The sequence below is a fragment of the Serratia sp. LACPHL-BACT-2024-00286 genome (assembly GCF_043109535.1).
Classification (GTDB): Bacteria; Pseudomonadota; Gammaproteobacteria; order Enterobacterales; family Enterobacteriaceae; genus Serratia; species Serratia sarumanii.
Map to the genome: position 1 here is coordinate 227453 of NZ_JBICNA010000002.1, position 17640 is coordinate 245092.

Genomic DNA, 17640 nt, shown 5'->3' on the forward strand with positions numbered 1-17640 from the left:
TAAAAAAGGCCACCCAATGGGTGGCCAAACATGTCGAGATAGTGTTATTTCGTACTAAATGCTTAGCGCTTCAGCACCGCTTTTACCGCGTCGCCGATGTCCGCCAGGCTGCGAACGGTTTTCACGCCCGCCGCTTCCAGCGCAGCAAACTTCTCGTCCGCCGTGCCTTTGCCGCCTGCGATGATGGCGCCCGCGTGGCCCATGCGCTTGCCTTTCGGCGCGGTTACGCCGGCGATGTAGCCGACAACCGGTTTGGTGACGTGTTCTTTGATGTAAGCTGCCGCTTCTTCTTCAGCGCTGCCGCCGATCTCACCGATCATCACGATCGCTTCGGTCTGCGGATCCTGCTGGAACATCTTCAGGATATCGATGAAGTTGGAGCCCGGGATCGGGTCGCCGCCGATACCCACGCAGGTGGACTGGCCCAGACCGGCATCGGTGGTTTGTTTCACCGCTTCATAGGTCAGGGTACCGGAGCGGGAAACGATGCCCACTTTGCCCGGCAGGTGGATGTGGCCAGGCATGATGCCGATTTTGCACTCGCCTGGGGTGATCACGCCTGGGCAGTTCGGCCCGATCATGCGCACGCCGGCTTCGTCCAGCTTCACTTTCACGGTCAGCATGTCCAGGGTCGGGATGCCTTCGGTGATGGTGATGATCAGTTTGATACCGGCATCGATCGCTTCCAGGATGGAGTCTTTGCAGAACGGCGCTGGAACGTAGATCACCGAGGCAGTGGCGCCGGTCGCTTCAACCGCTTCGCGCACGGTGTTGAACACCGGCAGGCCCAGGTGCTGAGTGCCGCCTTTGCCCGGGGTTACGCCGCCAACCATTTTGGTGCCGTAAGCGATAGCTTGTTCGGAGTGGAAAGTCCCCTGGCTACCGGTGAAGCCCTGGCAAATTACTTTGGTGTTCTTATCGATTAAAATGGACATTATTTACCCTCCACTGCTGCAACAACTTGCTGAGCCGCATCAGTCAGGCTGGTCGCAGCAATGATATTCAGGCCGCTGTCCGCCAGTTTCTTGGCGCCCAGTTCGGCGTTGTTCCCTTCCAAGCGCACCACCACCGGGACGTTAACGCCCACTTCGGCCACTGCGCCGATGATGCCGTCGGCGATCAGATCGCAACGTACGATACCACCGAAGATGTTAACCAGAACCGCTTTCACCTTGTCGTCGGACAGGATGATTTTGAACGCTTCGGTCACGCGCTCTTTGGTCGCGCCGCCGCCAACGTCCAGGAAGTTGGCCGGTTCGCCGCCGTGCAGTTTAACGATGTCCATGGTGCCCATCGCCAGACCGGCGCCGTTAACCATGCAGCCGATGTTGCCGTCGAGGGCAACGTAGTTCAGCTCCCACTGAGCCGCACGGGATTCGCGCTCGTCTTCCTGGGAAGGGTCACGCATTTCACGCAGTTCCGGCTGGCGGAACAGGGCGTTGCCGTCGGCGCCCAGTTTGCCGTCCAGACACACCAGATCGCCCTGCTTGGTGATCACCAGCGGGTTGATCTCAACCATCGCCAGATCGCGCTCCAGGAACAACGTCGCCAGGCCCATGAAGATCTTGGCGAACTGGCTGACTTGCTTACCGGTCAGGCCCAGTTTGAAGGCCAGCTCACGGCCCTGATAAGGCTGTGGACCCGCCAGCGGATCGATGGTCATTTTGTGGATCAGTTCTGGGGTTTCTTCCGCCACCTTCTCGATTTCCACGCCGCCTTCGGTAGACGCCATGAACACGATGCGACGGGTCGCACGGTCTACGACGGCGCCCAGGTACAGTTCTTTATCGATGTCGGTCGCCGCTTCAACCAGGATCTGGTTAACCGGCTGGCCCAGCGCGTCAGTCTGGTAAGTCACCAGACGCTTGCCCAACCAGGCTTCCGCGAAAGCACGGATATCTTCTTTGCTGTTGACGACTTTTACGCCGCCCGCTTTACCGCGGCCGCCAGCATGAACCTGACATTTCACCACCCACGGGCCGGAGCCGATTTTGGATGCGGCTTCTTCTGCTTCACGCGGAGTGGTACAGGCGTAACCGGTTGGTGCCGGCATGCCATACCGAGCAAACAGCTGTTTTGCCTGATATTCGTGTAAATTCATGATGTTCTATCCATTCAGTTCTGAAGGTTTTTAGCCGGACCATTATTACGCGGTAAACCGCATGGTTTTCCGGCCACATAGCACAGAGTGCGGGCGCGGCATGCCGCGCCCGGCAAGGGTTACTAGACGTCCAGCAGCAGACGAGCCGGATCTTCCAGCATCTCTTTGACCGTCACCAGATAACCGACGGATTCTTTACCGTCGATCAGGCGGTGGTCATAAGACAGCGCCAGATACATCATCGGCTGGATCACCACCTGACCATTGACCGCCATTGGGCGATCTTTAATGGCGTGCATGCCCAGGATGGCGCTCTGCGGCGGGTTGATGATCGGGGTAGACATCAGGGAGCCGAATACGCCGCCGTTGGTAATGGTGAAGTTACCGCCGGTCAGCTCTTCCACGGTCAGTTTGCCGTCGCGGCCCTTAACGGCCAGCTCTTTGATTTTCTTCTCGATGTCAGCCATGCTCATGGCGTCCACATCGCGCAGTACCGGCGTCACCAGGCCGCGCGGAGTCGAAACCGCGATGCTGATGTCGAAGTAGTTGTGGTAAACCACGTCAGAACCGTCGATCGACGCGTTCACTTCCGGGAAGCGCTTCAGCGCTTCAACCACCGCCTTGATGTAGAAGGACATGAAGCCCAGACGCACGCCGTGGCGCTTCTCGAAGGCTTCGCCGTACTGCTTGCGCAGATCCATGATCGGCTGCATGTTGATTTCGTTGAAGGTGGTCAGCATCGCGGTGCTGTTCTTCGCTTCCAGCAGACGCTCGGCGACGCGTTTGCGCAGGCGAGTCATCGGCACGCGTTTTTCGCTGCGGCCGGCCAGAGCAGGCTGCGGCGCGGCTTCAGCGGCGGCGGCCGGTTTGGCGGCGCCGCCGCCTTTGGCCAGGTGCGCTTCCACGTCTTCACGCGTGATGCGGCCACCCACACCGGTGCCTTTGATGGCGCTGGCATCGAGATCGTGTTCGGCGATCAGGCGGCGAATCGCCGGGCTGAGCGCGTCATTGCTTTCTTCTTCCAGGCTCGCGGTAGCGCGCTGGGCAGGCGTGGCTTCTTTCTCCTGGCTCTTTTCAGCGGTCGGCTTGCCGGAGCTGTCGCCCGGACGGATGCGGCCGAGCAGCTGGCGAGACAGTACGGTCGCGCCCTCTTCTTCCACGATAGCATCGAGAATGCCCGCTTCACTGGCCGGCACTTCCAACACCACTTTGTCGGTTTCGATTTCAACCAGGACTTCATCACGCTGCACGCTGTCGCCCGGTTTTTTGTGCCAGGTGGCTACGGTCGCATCGGCAACCGATTCAGGAAGGTCAGGAACCAGAATATCTACGCTACTCATTTAGCTTTCCCTTAAGTTTTTTATCATCTGCTTGCCGGCCCCTCGGCCGGCAAGCGAGCGAACATTAGTCAATATTCAGCGCGTCGTTCACCAGAGCCTGCTGCTGCTTCTGGTGCACGGACATATAGCCCACCGCCGGAGAAGCGGAGGCCGGACGTCCTGCGTAACGTAAAGAAGCCCCGAACGGCACCACTTCACGGAAGTTGTGTTGGCTGCAGTACCAGGCGCCCTGGTTCAGCGGCTCTTCCTGACACCAGACGAAATCATGCACGTGCGAGTATTGCTCCAGCACGGCCTGCACGGCCTGATGCGGGAACGGATACAGCTGCTCGATACGCACGATAGCCACGTCTTTCTGCTCGTTCTTGCGACGCTGTTCCAGCAGGTCGTAGTAGACCTTGCCGGAGCACAGCACGACGCGCTTGACCGCTTTCGGATCCAAGTCGTCGATCTCGCCGATCGCCGGCAGGAAGGTGCCGTTGGCCAATTCGTCCAGCGAAGAAATCGCCAGCGGGTGACGCAGCAGCGACTTCGGCGACATCACCACCAGCGGACGGCGCATACCGCGCAGCGCCTGACGACGCAGCATATGGTAAACCTGCGCCGGCGTGGACGGGACGCACACCTGCATGTTCTGCTCTGCGCACAGCTGCAGATAGCGTTCCAGACGTGCGGAAGAGTGCTCTGGGCCCTGGCCTTCATAGCCGTGCGGCAGCAGCATCACCAGGCCGCACATACGGCCCCATTTTTGCTCGCCGGAGCTGATGAACTGGTCGATAACGACCTGCGCGCCGTTGGCGAAGTCACCGAACTGCGCTTCCCAGATGGTCAGCGTGCGCGGTTCCGCCGTGGCGTAGCCGTATTCGAACGCCAGCACCGCCTCTTCGGACAGCACGGAGTCCCAGACCTTGAATTCGCCCTGGCCGCTGTGGATGTTCGCCAGCGGAACGTAGACCGAACCGTTTTTCTGGTTGTGCACCACCGCGTGACGGTGGAAGAAGGTACCGCGGCCGGCGTCTTCGCCGGAGATGCGGATTGGAATGCCTTCATCCGCCATGGTGGCGTAGGCCAGCGTTTCGGCGGCGCCCCAGTCGAACGGCTTGTTGCCCGCTGCCATCTCGGCGCGGTCCGCGTAGATTTTCGCCACGCGCGACTGCATTTCGATCGCTTCCGGCACCGTGCTGATGCGGCGGCCCAGCTCCTGCAGGCGCTTCATCTCAACCTTGCTCGGGTACTCTTCGTCCCACTCGTGGTTCAGGTACGGTGACCAGGTGAAGGAGTGCAGGTTCATCGGACGCCATTCTTCAACCACGCAATCGCCGCGGTCGAGCGCGTCGCGGTACAGGTTGACCATTTCCGTGGCATCTTCCAGGCTGGCCACGTTCTGTTCGGTCAGAACGTCAGCGTAGATTTTGCGCGGCGTAGGGTGTTTCTTGATCTTCTGATACATCACCGGCTGGGTGGCGCTCGGCTCGTCGGCCTCGTTGTGCCCATGGCGACGGTAGCAAACCAGATCGATCATCACGTCACGCTTAAAGGTGTTACGGAAATCCAACGCCAGGCGGGTGACGAAGGCCACGGCCTCCGGATCGTCCGCGTTGACGTGGAAGATCGGTGCCTGAACCATTTTGGCGATGTCGGTGCAGTATTCGGTAGAGCGCGCATCCAGCGGGTTGGAGGTGGTGAAACCAACCTGGTTGTTGATGACGATGCGCACGGTGCCGCCCACTTCGTAGCCGCGAGCCTGAGACATGTTCAGGGTTTCCTGAACCACGCCCTGGCCGGTAATGGCGGCGTCGCCGTGGATGGTGATCGGCAGCACCATGTTGCTGCGCGCTTCGTCCAAGCGATCGCGACGGGCGCGAACCGAGCCCATGACCACCGGGCTGACGATCTCCAGGTGCGACGGGTTGAACGCCAGCGCCAGGTGAACCATGCCGCCTTCGGTTTCCACGTCGGAAGAGAAGCCCTGGTGATATTTCACGTCACCGGTGCCGAGGTGTTCTTTATGCTTGCCGGCAAATTCGTCGAACAGGTCGGCCGGCTTTTTGCCCAGCACGTTGATCAGCACGTTCAGACGGCCGCGGTGGGCCATGCCCAGCACCACTTCGCGCGTGCCGTTCTTGCCGGCGTGACGCACCATCTCTTTCAGCATCGGCACCAGCGCGTCGCCGCCTTCCAGCGAGAAGCGTTTGGCGCCCGGGAATTTGGCGCCCAGGTAACGTTCCAGGCCTTCCGCCGCGGTCAGCTCGTTCAGGAAACGGCGTTTTTCGTCGGCGGTAAAGCTGGCGCGCCCCACCACCGACTCGATGCGCTGTTGAATCCAGCGTTTCTCTTCGGTGTTGGTGATGTGCATGTACTCAGCGCCGATCGAGCCGCAATAGGTCTGCTTCAGCGCGGCGTACAGATCGCCCAGCTTCATGGTTTCTTTGCCGATGGCGAAAGAGCCCACGTTGAAGGTTTCCTGGAAATCGGCTTCGGTCAGGTTGTGGTAAGCGGGATCAAGGTCAGGAACTTGCTCGCGCTGCCACAGGCCGAGCGGATCGAGGTTGGCATGCTGATGCCCGCGGAAGCGGAAGGCGTTGATCAGCTGCAGTACCTTGACCTGTTTGGCGTCGGTTTCCGGATCGGTGATGGTGGTATTGTAGCGCGCGGAGTCTTTCGCCAGGCGGCGGAAGTAATCGCGCGTTTGAGAGTGAAGCTGATCGGGTTTGACACCCGCGGTTGGTAGCTGTTGAAAAATGGAACGCCAGCTATCTTCAACGGAACCCGGATCGGTTAAGAAGTCTTCATAGAGCTGCTCTATGTAAGACTGGTTCGCGCCCGCCAGATAGGAGGAATCCAGCCAGGCCTTCATTGCGCCGTTCTGCATCATGATCCCTTAAGCTTTGAAGCTTTAGTTTTCGCCGTGGTTAACATAATTACCGTGATGAATACGGTTTGCCGTAAAACGGTTCACTCGACGTACTTGCGGCCATGACGGCCCGATACGTTCTGTTATGGACCTTGCGGTCCCTTACAAGGAACCTCTAAAAACCGGCGGAAGAACCAGGCTGCATAGCGCCGCAGCCGCGGGTCAGTTTTTAGAGGTTCCCTCCCCTATGGGATGTGCGCCGGAAAAGAGCCCGGCGCAGCATCTCATTCCGTTTATGCGCCGCGTTGCAGCAGCATGGACTTGATATGCCCGATAGCACGCGTCGGGTTCAAGCCTTTAGGACATACACTGACACAATTCATAATGCTATGGCAGCGGAAAACACTAAAAGCGTCGTCCAGATCATCTAAACGTTCTTGCGTTTCCGTGTCACGGCTGTCGATCAGGAAGCGATACGCCGCCAGCAGACCGGCAGGCCCGATGAACTTGTCCGGGTTCCACCAGAACGATGGGCAAGAGGTCGAGCAGCAGGCGCACAGAATGCACTCGTACAGACCGTCCAGCTTGGCGCGCTGCTCCGGCGACTGCAGGTGCTCGCGCGCCGGCGGGTTCTTGCCGTCGTTCAGCAGGTATGGCTTGATCTTTTCATACTGGGTATAGAACTGGCCCATATCCACCACCAGATCGCGCACCACCGGCAGGCCCGGCAGCGGACGGATCACGATCTTGCCGTTGCCTTTGCGCAGCGACGAAATCGGGGTGATGCACGCCAGGCCGTTTTTACCGTTCATGTTCAGGCCGTCGGAACCGCACACGCCTTCGCGGCATGAGCGACGGAACGACAGGGTCGGGTCTTTTTCTTTCAGCTGGATCAACGCATCCAGCAGCATCATGTCGCGACCTTCTTCCGCTTCCAGGGTGTAATCCTGCATGTGCGGCGCGTCATCGACATCCGGGTTGTAGCGATAAATGGAAAATTCGAGTTTCATCTGTCGATCTCCGCAATTAGTAAGAACGCACTTTCGGCGGGAATGCCGGGCGCAGCTTCGGTTGCATGTTCACTTCACGACGCGTCATGCTTTCCGATTGCGGCAGATACAGCGAATGGCACAGCCAGTTGGCGTCATCGCGTTCCGGGTAGTCGAAGCGGCTGTGTGCGCCACGGCTCTCGGTACGGAAGTTGGCCGACACGGCGGTGGAATACGCGGTCTCCATCAGGTTATCCAACTCCAGGCACTCGATGCGCTGGGTGTTGAACTCGCTGGAGGTATCGTCCAGGCGTGCGTTCTTCAGACGTTCACGGATCACTTTCAGTTCTTCCAGGCCCTTGGCCATCGCATCGCCTTCGCGGAATACCGAGAAGTTGTGCTGCATGCAAGACTGCAGCGCTTTGCGAATTTCGACCGGGTCTTCGCCGGAACGGGTGTTGTTCCAACGGTTCAGACGATCCAGCGAGGCTTCCACGTCGGAGTCGCTGGCGTCACGGCTCACGCCCTGCTCTTCCAGCGATTCCTGCAGGTGCATGCCGGCGGAACGGCCGAACACCACCAGGTCGAGCAGCGAGTTGCCGCCCAAGCGGTTGGCGCCGTGCACCGATACGCAGGCGATTTCGCCCACCGCGAACAGCCCCGGGATCACCACGTCTTCGCCTTTCTCGTTCACGGTCAGCGCCTGGCCGGTCACCTTGGTCGGAATGCCGCCCATCATATAGTGACAGGTCGGGATAACCGGGATCGGCTCTTTCACCGGATCGACGTGCGCGAAGGTGCGGGACAGTTCCAGAATGCCCGGCAGACGGGATTCCAGCACCTCTTTGCCCAGGTGATCCAGCTTCAGCTTGGCGTGCGGGCCCCAAGGACCGTCGCAGCCGCGGCCTTCGCGGATTTCGATCATGATCGAACGGGCAACCACGTCGCGGCCCGCCAGATCTTTGGCGTTCGGCGCATAACGCTCCATGAAGCGCTCGCCGTGTTTGTTCAGCAGGTAACCGCCTTCGCCGCGGCAGCCTTCGGTCACCAGCACGCCCGCGCCGGCGATGCCGGTCGGGTGGAACTGCCACATTTCCATGTCCTGCACCGGCACGCCGGCGCGCAGCGCCATGCCGACACCGTCGCCGGTGTTGATGTGGGCGTTGGTGGTGGACTGGTAAATACGGCCTGCGCCGCCGGTCGCCAGCACGGTGGCCTTGGCTTTGAAGTAAACCACTTCACCGGTTTCGATGCAGATAGCCGTGGTGCCAACCACCGCGCCGTCCTGGTTTTTCACCAGATCGAGCGCATACCACTCGGAGAAGATGGTGGTGTGGTTTTTCAGGTTCTGTTGGTACAGGGTGTGCAGCAGCGCGTGGCCGGTACGGTCGGCTGCGGCTGCGGTACGCGCCGCCTGCTCGCCGCCGAAGTTCAGCGACTGGCCGCCGAACGGGCGCTGATAGATGCGGCCGTCGTCCAGACGAGAGAACGGCAGGCCCATGTGTTCCAGTTCCAGAATCGCTTCCGGGCCGGTTTTACACATATATTCGATGGCGTCCTGGTCACCGATATAGTCGGAACCTTTCACCGTGTCGTACATATGCCATTCCCAGTTGTCCTCGTGGCTGTTGCCCAGCGCGACGGTGATGCCGCCCTGTGCGGACACGGTATGGGAACGGGTCGGGAAAACTTTGGACAGCAGGGCACAGGTCGAGCCCGCTTGGGAAATTTGCAGCGCGGCACGCATGCCCGCACCGCCGGCGCCGATTACGACGGCATCAAACTCTCTGACTGGCAGTTTCATTTAAGCACCCCACACTACGATTGTTCCGTACAGTAAATAGACCAGCAACGCGACCACGACAGCCAGCTGCAACACCAGGCGAACCGCCAGCGGCTTGACGTAGTCCGTCAGCACCTGCCACAGCCCGATCCAGGCATGCACCAGAATCGACAGCAAGGTCAGCAGAGTGAACACTTTCGTAATGGAAGTGGCGAAGAAACCGCGCCAGATGTCATAAGTGAGTTCCGGAGCCGTGACGAAGAAGCCCAGGATATACAGGACGTACAGGGTGATGATGATAGCGGAAGCGCGCAGCAGCAGCCAATCGTGCACGCCGTTGCGCCCTAATGCAGAAACGTTGTTTACCATACGAGGACTCCAGCCAGAACTGACAGCACGACGGTCAGGCCGATCGCCACCTGGGCGGAACGGGTACCGGCGGCCAAACTCTCTTCGATGTAGCCAAAATCCATTAACAAGTGACGGATGCCACCGCAAATGTGATAGGCCAGCGCCGTGAGGATGCCCCAGAATATGAATTTGACGATGAAGCTATTCATGATGGCGGCCGCCTGCAGGAACCCCTCTTGGGAAGAGAGTGACAGGCCCAGCAGCCAGAGGAGGATACCCACGGCAACGAAGGTAATTACGCCAGAGACTCGGTGTAAGATAGACGCTATCGCAGTTACGGGGAACCGGATCGTTTGCAGATCCAAGTTGACAGGTCGTTGTTTTTTCACGTATTTGCCCACACAGCTCTTATTATTTTCCTTCCTCCGGGCCTGGGCGGGGATCAGACAGCGTTAAGAGCCTAAAACCCTTACACGTCACGCGCTCAAACATCAACATCCTCTGTGCTCAAACGGCGCGCATTTATAACGCTGGGTGCTCCTACTTCAGGGTAATCCGGAGACCTGGCGGCAGTATAGGAGGATCACATTCTGATTACAATTCTCATACAACCGCTTTGATAACATTTCCCCCGAACAGTGATTCAGATCACGGATTTCACAATTAGTGCAAAATTAATTATCTGATTTGACAAGAGATCAACATTTCCATTACATATAGGGGCACAAACGGTCCTATGATGCGCTATGGGTCAGCAGATACACTTCCCCCCGGGTTCGAGTTGTGCAACAGTGTATTTGACGAACCTATCCCAATAGCCGTTGTTTCCCGCTCGATTTTGCCGGCGTCAAAAAGCAAATAAAGCAAATAAAAACAGATTATTGGGATAGGTTCACATCTCTTCGAACAGCTCATAGGTAAGATTAACAGACTATAACGAATTACTATGAATCGTTAACAACTGGTCACCCGTCTCGTTCGCCTGGTCAGCACTCTGTACCCTACCCGCGCATAGTTGCGCAGTCGCTCACAGAGTTAGCGTCCGCACCATTTTTTTGCGGGCAACCTGCAGAGATTTAAGGTATTTCAGTTGTTAGTGGTTTTTAAAATAAGGCGCTAAGGAGACAGTAAATGACTGATAAGAAAGCGACGCTAACCATTAACGACAGCGAAGCTCCGATCGAACTGGGCGTATTGACACCGACACTGGGCCCTGATGTCCTCGATGTCCGCGCTCTGGGTTCCAAAGGTTATTTCACATTTGATCCCGGCTTTACCTCCACCGCTTCTTGCGAATCCAAGATTACCTTCATCGACGGCGACAAAGGCGTGCTGCTGCACCGCGGCTTCCCTATCGAGCAGCTGGCGAAAGAATCTTCCTACCTGGAAGTGTGCTACATCCTGCTGTACGGCGAGACCCCAACGCCGGAAGAGTTCGAGACCTTCAAGACCACCGTCACCCGCCACACCATGATCCACGACCAGATCACCCATCTGTTCCGTGGCTTCCGTCGCGACTCGCACCCGATGGCGGTGCTGTGCGGCGTGACCGGCGCGCTGGCGGCGTTCTACCACGATGCGCTGGACGTCAACAACGAGCGTCACCGTGAAATCACCGCGTTCCGCCTGCTGTCCAAAATGCCGACCGTGGCGGCGATGTGCTACAAATACTCCCTGGGCCAGCCGTTCGTTTACCCGCGCAACGATCTGTCCTATGCCGGCAACTTCCTGCACATGATGTTCGCCACCCCGTGCGAAGAGTACGTGGTGAACCCGGTGTTGGAACGCGCCATGGACCGCATCCTGATCCTGCACGCCGACCATGAGCAGAACGCCTCTACCTCTACCGTGCGCACCGCCGGCTCTTCCGGCGCCAACCCGTTCGCCTGCATCGCGGCCGGCATCGCTTCCCTGTGGGGGCCGGCACACGGCGGCGCCAACGAAGCGGCGCTGAAAATGCTGGAAGAGATCAAGACCGTCGAGCACATTCCGGAATTCATCAAGCGCGCCAAGGACAAGAACGACTCCTTCCGCCTGATGGGCTTCGGCCACCGCGTGTACAAGAACTACGATCCGCGCGCTACCGTGATGCGCGAGACCTGTCACGAAGTGCTGAAAGAGCTGAACAAGAAAGACGACAACCTGCTGCAGGTCGCGATGGAGCTGGAACACATCGCGCTGAACGACCCGTACTTCATCGAGAAGAAACTGTACCCGAACGTCGACTTCTACTCCGGCATCATCCTGAAGGCGATGGGCATTCCTTCTTCCATGTTCACCGTGATCTTCGCCATCGCGCGCACCATCGGCTGGATCGCCCACTGGAACGAAATGCACGACGAAGGCATCAAAATTGCCCGTCCGCGTCAGCTGTACACCGGCTATGCCGAACGCGATTTCAAATCCCAGCTGAAAAACAAGTAAGCCGCTTTCCCGGCTGAAACCGCACAGCGCCGCCCCTTCGGGCGGCGTTTTTGTTTTGGTTATTTCTGGCAGCCCGGGCACCAATAAAACGGCCGCGACGATAGCTCGGTACGCACGATCATCTCACCGCAGCGTTCGCAGGGCTCGCCGCTGCGATGAAACACCTTGAAGCGAAACAGCGCGCCGTGATGCCGGTTGTCATCCGCCTGCCCGCGCGTCTGGTAGGAAAGGCGCGGCACTGCCAGCAATGCTTCCGCCAGGCGGCGCAGCGCTTCCGGCGGCAGATCCTGCGGTTTGTGCTGCGGTGCCAGTTCGGCCTGCCACAAGATTTCGGCGCGCAGATAATTGCCCAATCCGGCGAGAAACGCCTGGTCGAGCAGCATGCCGCCCAGCTGCCGGCGGCGAAAACGCGGCGTCAGCAACCGCTCCTCCACATCGTCTACCGTCAGCGACATGTCCAACACGTCGGGGCCGATGCGTTGCAAAAACGGGTGTTGCTCTATCTCCTCGCGCGGCCCGACGGTAATGTCGGAAGCGCTGTAGAGCAATATCGCGCTGCGGGCGGTTTCCAGCCGCACCCGCAGATCGCGCCTGGTCTCCGGCGTCTCCCCGGCCGCCGCCACTTTCCACACGCCATACAGCTGGTTGTGGCTGTACATCGTCAACCCATTGGAGAAATGGGTCAGCAGCGCCTTGCCGCGCGGCTCGATGGCGACGATGCGCTCACCGAGCAGACGCTGGCGATAGTGTTTCAGCTGGGGAAAAGCGAAATCGACGGCGGTCAACGGCTGATCGATCACCGCCGCCGCCAGTTTGTCCGCCGCCCGGCGAATCTCCGGTCCTTCCGGCATAGACCACTCCTTGCGTAGACCCGGCGCAGCCCGATGCGCCGGGGATGACATGATTAATGCGTCGCGCCGCCCACCACTTTCAGATCGTGCTCCACCTGCAAAGCGATGGAAACGGCCAGCTCCAATGCAAACAGCACCGTCGAAGCCGCCATGCTCGGCGCGCCGGGGTGCGCCGCCGCCTGCTCCGGCAGATACGGGATATGGATAAAGCCGCCCTTCACCTCGCGCTGGCCGCTCAAACGGTGCAGCAAGCCATACATGACATGGTTGCACACGTAGGTGCCGGCGGTCTGCGAAACGGCGGCCGGAATGCCGGCCTCACGCATCGAACTGACCATCGCCTTGATCGGCAAGGTGCTGAAATAGGCCGCCGGGCCGCCGGCGACGATCGGCTCGTCCACCGGCTGTTGCCCCTGATTGTCGGGGATACGCGCATCGTCGACGTTGATCGCCACCCGTTCAATCGTGATGTCGGTGCGGCCGCCGGCCTGGCCGATAGCCAGCACCATCACCGGCTGCACCTCGTCGATCGCCGCATTGAGCGCCTCCAGCGCCGCGCCGAACACGCACGGCAGCTGGCGCGCCACGATGCGCGTGCCGACCAGCTCCATATCATTGAGCTGCTTCACCACTTCCCAGGAGGGGTTGAGGCGCTCGCCGCCAAACGGCTCAAAGCCGGTAATCAATACTTTTTGCATCCTTACTCCTACAGGAACATCAGGAAATACAGCAGGAACACGTTAACCAACAGCAGCAGCACGCCGGTCGGCACCTGCGCCTTGATCACCGCATTCTTGTCCGGCAGCTCCAGCAGCGCCGCCGGCACGATGTTGAAGTTCGCCGCCATCGGCGTCATCAGGGTGCCGCAATAGCCGGAGAACATGCCGATCGCCGCCATCACCGCCGGGTTGCCGCCGTGCTGCAACACCAGGATCGGAATGCCGATGCCGGCGGTAACGATCGGGAAGGCGGCGAAGGCGTTGCCCATCACCATGGTCAGCACAGACATACCGATAGCGTAGACCGCCACGGCGATAAAGCGGTTATCGACCGCCAGATACTCTTGGGTCAAATGCGAGATCGCGGTGCCGACGCCGGCGACGGTAAACAGCAGCCCCAGCGTGGCGAGGATCTGCGGCAGAATGAACGCCCAGCCGATCGAATCCAGCAGGCGCCGCGCTTCCTGTATCGGCTGCAGGGCCTTCTCATGGGTCATTTTCACCGCGATCGCCAGACCGATCAGGCAGCCGACGGTCATCGAGAACAGGGTGATCAGCGTCGCATGGTTGCCGCTGCCGAATACCGCGCTTTGCAACGCCGGCACGTTGTTGAACAACAACACGCCGATCACCGTCACCACCGGGATTGCCAGAGCGGGAATAAACAGCTTGTTGCCCAGGCGCTTGGCGCTGGCCTCGCGCTCCTGCGGCGCCCGCTGGTGATAGCTGCCGAGGCGCACACCGCCAAAGCCGGCGATCAAGGCCATCACCACCACCACCACGCCAACGATGATATGCAGCATGCGTTTTTCGTTGCTGCCCTCGCCCAGCAGGCGGTAAGTCCAGTCGCCGACCAGGAACACCAGGCCGTACAGCCCCCAAAACAGCCCGGTGGTGATGCGGCGCGGGTTGGCGCGATCGCGGAAGGACATCACCGCCACAATCAGCAGCACCGCGCCGGCCAGCCAGTAGAGATATTGTTGCTGGAAGTTCATCGTGCCTCCCCCTTCGCCTGCAGCGCCGCCTGATTCAGCTGCGCCAGCTCGGCGCTCAGCTGTTTATCCATCCGATACAGCCGGAACGCGTGGATCAGGAAAGCGAAAATCGCGGTCGGAATGCCCCACAGCGCGATATGCAGCGGCTCGGTCTGAATGCCGCCGGACTCCAGCATAAAGTTGTGCATGAAGATGATCGCGCCGAAGGCGACGAAGATATCTTCGCCGAAGAACAGCCCGACGTTGTCGGTCGCGGCCGACATGGCGCGCAGACGGTGGCGCGTGCGCTCCGGCAGCTCGCCGTAGCGGTTTTCCGTTGCCCCTTCTGCCATCGGCGCCAGCAGCGGCCGCACCATCTGCGGATGCCCGCCCAGGCTGGTCAGCCCCATCGCCGCGGTAATCTCGCGCACGAACAGGTAGACGATCAGCAGACGGCCGGCGGTGGCGCTTTTGATCCTGGCGATCCACGCCTGCGCCCGTTCTTTCAGCCCGTGGCGCTCCAGCAGGCCGATCACCGCCAGCGGCAGCAGCAGGATCAGCGGCAGGTTGCGGGTATTGAGAAAGCCCTCGCCGAGCTTTTCCAGAATGACGTCCAGCGGCATCAGCGCCGCCAGACCGGTGATGATACCGGCGGCGATCACCACCAGCACCGGGTTGAAACGCAATACAAACCCGACCACGATGGCGGCGATGCCAATCAGTGGCCAGAGATTCACGGCCTGTTCCATAGTCTTCCCTCGATATTTTCTAATAGTTTTTTGCTTGTGATGTTGTGTCTTGCTTTACTGCTCCGCGCTAACGCGGATGCCCTGCTGAACAAAACTGTCCCGCAGCTTGCGCGCATACGCCAGCGCATGCTCGCCGTCCCCGTGCAGGCAGACGGTTTCCGCCTGAACGGCGGTCCAGACGCCATCCACGCTGCGCACCCGGTGATGGCGCACCATCTCCAGCGTTTGCGCCAGCGCCTGTTCGTCATCCTCAATCAGCGCCCCCGGCAAACCGCGCGGCACCAGCGTGCCGTCGGCCTGATAGCCGCGATCGGCGAACACCTCTTGCCGGGTGGTCAGACCGAGTTGTTCCCCGGCGCGGATCAGTTCGCTGCCGGCCAGCCCCACCAGCCGCAGCGCCGGATCGACCGCCTGCACCGCCCGGGCGATCGCTTCCGCCAGCGCCGGCTCAACCGCCGCCTGGTTGTACAGCATGCCGTGCGGCTTAACGTGCACCATCACCCCGCCCTCGGCGCGGGCGATCGCCGCCAGCGCCCCGAGCTGATACACCACCTGCGCGTACACCGTTTCCGGCGGCAGCTGCATGCGGGTGCGGCCGAAGTTCTCCCGATCGGGAAAACTCGGGTGGGCGCCGATCGCCACGCCGTACTGCAATGCCCAGCGCACCGACTGACGCATGGTCTGCGCATCGCCGGCGTGGAAGCCGCAGGCGATGTTGGCCGAGCTCACCAGTTGCAACAGCGCCTGGTCGTTGGCGCAGCCTTCGCCGAGATCGGCGTTCAAATCAACGATCATGTAACCCCCAGGCAATCTGTCGAAGGAAGAGATCCTGCTCGGCTTTGGCGCGCTGCGCCTCGGCCAGTGAGCAGAGAACGAAGTGGATCGGTTCGCCGAGACGGATCTGCGCCAAGTGGTAGAGATCGGCCTCTATCACACAGGCGATACGCGGGTAACCGCCGGTGGTTTGCGCATCGGCCATCAGCACGATCGGCTGGCCGTTGTGCGGCACCTGCACCACGCCGGGCAGCAGGCCGTGCGACAGCATCTCGCGGTCGGTGGTGCGCTCCAGCGGCGTACCGCCGTGCAGGCGGTAGCCCATGCGGTTGCTCTGCGGGCTGAGCTGCCAGGCGGTGCGCCAGAACGTGTCCTGCGCCTCTTCGCTGAACTCAGCGTACTCCGGCCCCGGCAGCGCGCGAATGCGGTTGGTGAACAGCAGTTGCTTCACGCCGCAGCGGTGTTGCGGCAGCACGGTGGATTTGCCCAGCGGCAACCGATCGCCGTCCTTCAGATTACGGCCTTCGTGGCCGCCAAAGGCGGCTTTCATGTCGGTGCTGCACGAGCCCAGCATTTCCGGCACGGCGATGCCGCCCGAGATCGCCAGGTAGCTGCGCATGCCGCGTTTCGGCGTGCCCAGCGCCAGCCGCTGCCCCTTTTTCACCGGGTAGCGCCAGCCGGTCCACAGCGGCTTGCCGTCCAGCTGCGCGTCGCAGCCGGCACCGGTCAAGGCGATCCAGCCAGGGCGGGTAAACTCGGCGCTGAACTGGCCGAGGGTGATCTCCAGCCCGGCGGCCTCCGGCGCATTGCCCACCAGCAGGTTGGCGATCTTCAGCGCCGGTTGATCCAGCGCCCCGCCGGTGCTGATGCCCAGGCGGCGGAATCCCTCGCGGCCCAAATCCTGCACCGTGGTATAGATGCCGGCACGCAGAATAATCAGCATACGCCCTCCTTCTGCGGCACGAAGCGCACGTTATCGCCCGGGCGCAGCAGCGTCGGCGGCATTTCATGCGGATTGAACAGCGCCAGCGGCGTGCGGCCGATCAGCTGCCAGCCGCCGGGCGTCACCAGCGGATAGATACCGGTCTGGCCGCCGCCAATGCCAACGGAACCGGCCGCCACCGCCAGACGCGGTTCCGCGCGGCGCGGCGTCGCCAGCTGTTCCGGCATGCCGCCCAAATAGGAGAAGCCCGGCTGAAAGCCGAGGAAATAGACCACGTAGGCCGCCGCCGCGTGGCATTCCACCACCTGCCGCGGCGTCATGCCGGTATGGCGCGCCACTTCATCCAGATCGGGGCCTTGCTCCCCGCCGTAGACCACCGGAATATCCACCTGGCGCGATTCCGGCGTCAGGCTCTCTTTGCTTTCCCAACCTTGCTGCAGCAGCACGAGCATCGCTTCGGCGTCGGCCTGCGGCGTATGCAGCAACAGCGTCAGGTTATTCATCCCCGGCACCACTTCCCGCACGTCGGGATGGTGATTCAGCTTTTCCGCCAGCGCCCAGATGCGCTGCTGGCTCGGTAAGGTCACCGGCGGCGACAGTTCAAGCACTACCGCTCTTTCACCCAACAGGTAATAACGTGCTTGTTGCACCCTTATTCTCCTTATTATTATCGCGATGAAAAACACACCAGTTATGCGTGACGCGGCCCCGGCTGTCAATAGAACGCAACCATAGGGAAAATAAGGAAATAGCACGATAGAAGGATTCAGCCGGCGCACAGGCCGGGC

At 60.6% G+C, this 17640-nt stretch carries 16 protein-coding genes; 1 reads left to right on the top strand and 15 read right to left on the bottom strand.

What is annotated here, in order from left to right:
- Positions 1-62: 62 nt before the first annotated feature.
- From sucD to sdhC, 8 genes are all read right to left on the bottom strand, one after another.
- Positions 63-935 (bottom strand): succinate--CoA ligase subunit alpha, encoded by an 873-nt coding sequence (gene sucD / locus ACF8MC_RS07675; RefSeq protein WP_004939878.1) that lies wholly within the window; start codon positions 933-935, stop codon positions 63-65.
- Positions 935-2101 carry an ADP-forming succinate--CoA ligase subunit beta gene (sucC, locus tag ACF8MC_RS07680; RefSeq protein WP_015376978.1) on the bottom strand — a complete coding sequence of 389 codons (1167 nt, stop codon included), beginning with the start codon at positions 2099-2101 and terminating at the stop codon, positions 935-937. The genes sucD and sucC overlap by 1 nt, the downstream gene beginning before the upstream one ends.
- Before the next feature lie 122 nt (positions 2102-2223).
- Entirely contained in the window at positions 2224-3441 is a 1218-nt protein-coding gene (gene odhB / locus ACF8MC_RS07685) for a 2-oxoglutarate dehydrogenase complex dihydrolipoyllysine-residue succinyltransferase (protein ID WP_164105017.1), read from the bottom strand.
- A gap of 64 nt (positions 3442-3505) precedes the next feature.
- Positions 3506-6313, bottom strand: coding sequence for a 2-oxoglutarate dehydrogenase E1 component (gene sucA / locus ACF8MC_RS07690; RefSeq protein WP_033647497.1), 2808 nt, complete (start codon positions 6311-6313; stop codon positions 3506-3508).
- Between the two features lie 275 nt (positions 6314-6588).
- The gene (locus ACF8MC_RS07695) at positions 6589-7305 is read right to left on the bottom strand and encodes a succinate dehydrogenase iron-sulfur subunit (RefSeq protein ID WP_004939885.1); all 717 of its coding nucleotides are present in this window, start codon (positions 7303-7305) and stop codon (positions 6589-6591) included.
- Between the two features lie 16 nt (positions 7306-7321).
- Positions 7322-9088 (bottom strand): succinate dehydrogenase flavoprotein subunit, encoded by a 1767-nt coding sequence (sdhA, locus tag ACF8MC_RS07700; protein ID WP_015376974.1) that lies wholly within the window; start codon positions 9086-9088, stop codon positions 7322-7324.
- Positions 9089-9436 carry a succinate dehydrogenase membrane anchor subunit gene (gene sdhD, locus ACF8MC_RS07705; protein ID WP_004939891.1) on the bottom strand — a complete coding sequence of 116 codons (348 nt, stop codon included), beginning with the start codon at positions 9434-9436 and terminating at the stop codon, positions 9089-9091.
- Positions 9430-9819 carry a succinate dehydrogenase cytochrome b556 subunit gene (gene sdhC, locus ACF8MC_RS07710; protein WP_004939893.1) on the bottom strand — a complete coding sequence of 130 codons (390 nt, stop codon included), beginning with the start codon at positions 9817-9819 and terminating at the stop codon, positions 9430-9432. Before sdhC ends, sdhD begins: the two co-directional genes overlap by 7 nt.
- Before the next feature lie 730 nt (positions 9820-10549).
- On the opposite strand from sdhC, the gene ACF8MC_RS07715 reads away from it, so the two are divergent.
- Positions 10550-11842: a citrate synthase gene (locus ACF8MC_RS07715; protein ID WP_016928730.1), complete on the top strand. Its 1293-nt coding sequence runs from the start codon at positions 10550-10552 to the stop codon at positions 11840-11842.
- 59 nt (positions 11843-11901) lie between these two features.
- Here ACF8MC_RS07715 and nei read toward each other — a convergent pair whose 3' ends face one another.
- From nei to pxpB, 7 genes are read right to left on the bottom strand one after another with little or no spacing between them, the layout of a single operon-like run.
- On the bottom strand, positions 11902-12693 hold the full coding sequence (gene nei, locus ACF8MC_RS07720; RefSeq protein ID WP_162091430.1) for an endonuclease VIII: 792 nt from the start codon (positions 12691-12693) through the stop codon (positions 11902-11904).
- Between the two features lie 53 nt (positions 12694-12746).
- Entirely contained in the window at positions 12747-13391 is a 645-nt protein-coding gene (gene pcp / locus ACF8MC_RS07725; protein WP_016928732.1) for a pyroglutamyl-peptidase I, read from the bottom strand.
- Positions 13392-13399: 8 nt separating this feature from the next.
- Positions 13400-14407, bottom strand: coding sequence for a DUF979 domain-containing protein (locus tag ACF8MC_RS07730; protein WP_164105018.1), 1008 nt, complete (start codon positions 14405-14407; stop codon positions 13400-13402).
- Positions 14404-15135: a DUF969 domain-containing protein gene (locus ACF8MC_RS07735; RefSeq protein WP_015376970.1), complete on the bottom strand. Its 732-nt coding sequence runs from the start codon at positions 15133-15135 to the stop codon at positions 14404-14406. The genes ACF8MC_RS07730 and ACF8MC_RS07735 overlap by 4 nt, the downstream gene beginning before the upstream one ends.
- Before the next feature lie 54 nt (positions 15136-15189).
- Positions 15190-15930: a 5-oxoprolinase subunit PxpA gene (pxpA, locus tag ACF8MC_RS07740; RefSeq protein WP_033647161.1), complete on the bottom strand. Its 741-nt coding sequence runs from the start codon at positions 15928-15930 to the stop codon at positions 15190-15192.
- Positions 15920-16852: a 5-oxoprolinase subunit PxpC gene (gene pxpC, locus ACF8MC_RS07745; RefSeq protein ID WP_060426417.1), complete on the bottom strand. Its 933-nt coding sequence runs from the start codon at positions 16850-16852 to the stop codon at positions 15920-15922. Before pxpC ends, pxpA begins: the two co-directional genes overlap by 11 nt.
- Positions 16846-17502 (bottom strand): 5-oxoprolinase subunit PxpB, encoded by a 657-nt coding sequence (gene pxpB, locus ACF8MC_RS07750; protein ID WP_101427886.1) that lies wholly within the window; start codon positions 17500-17502, stop codon positions 16846-16848. The genes pxpC and pxpB overlap by 7 nt, the downstream gene beginning before the upstream one ends.
- Positions 17503-17640 lie beyond the last annotated feature (138 nt).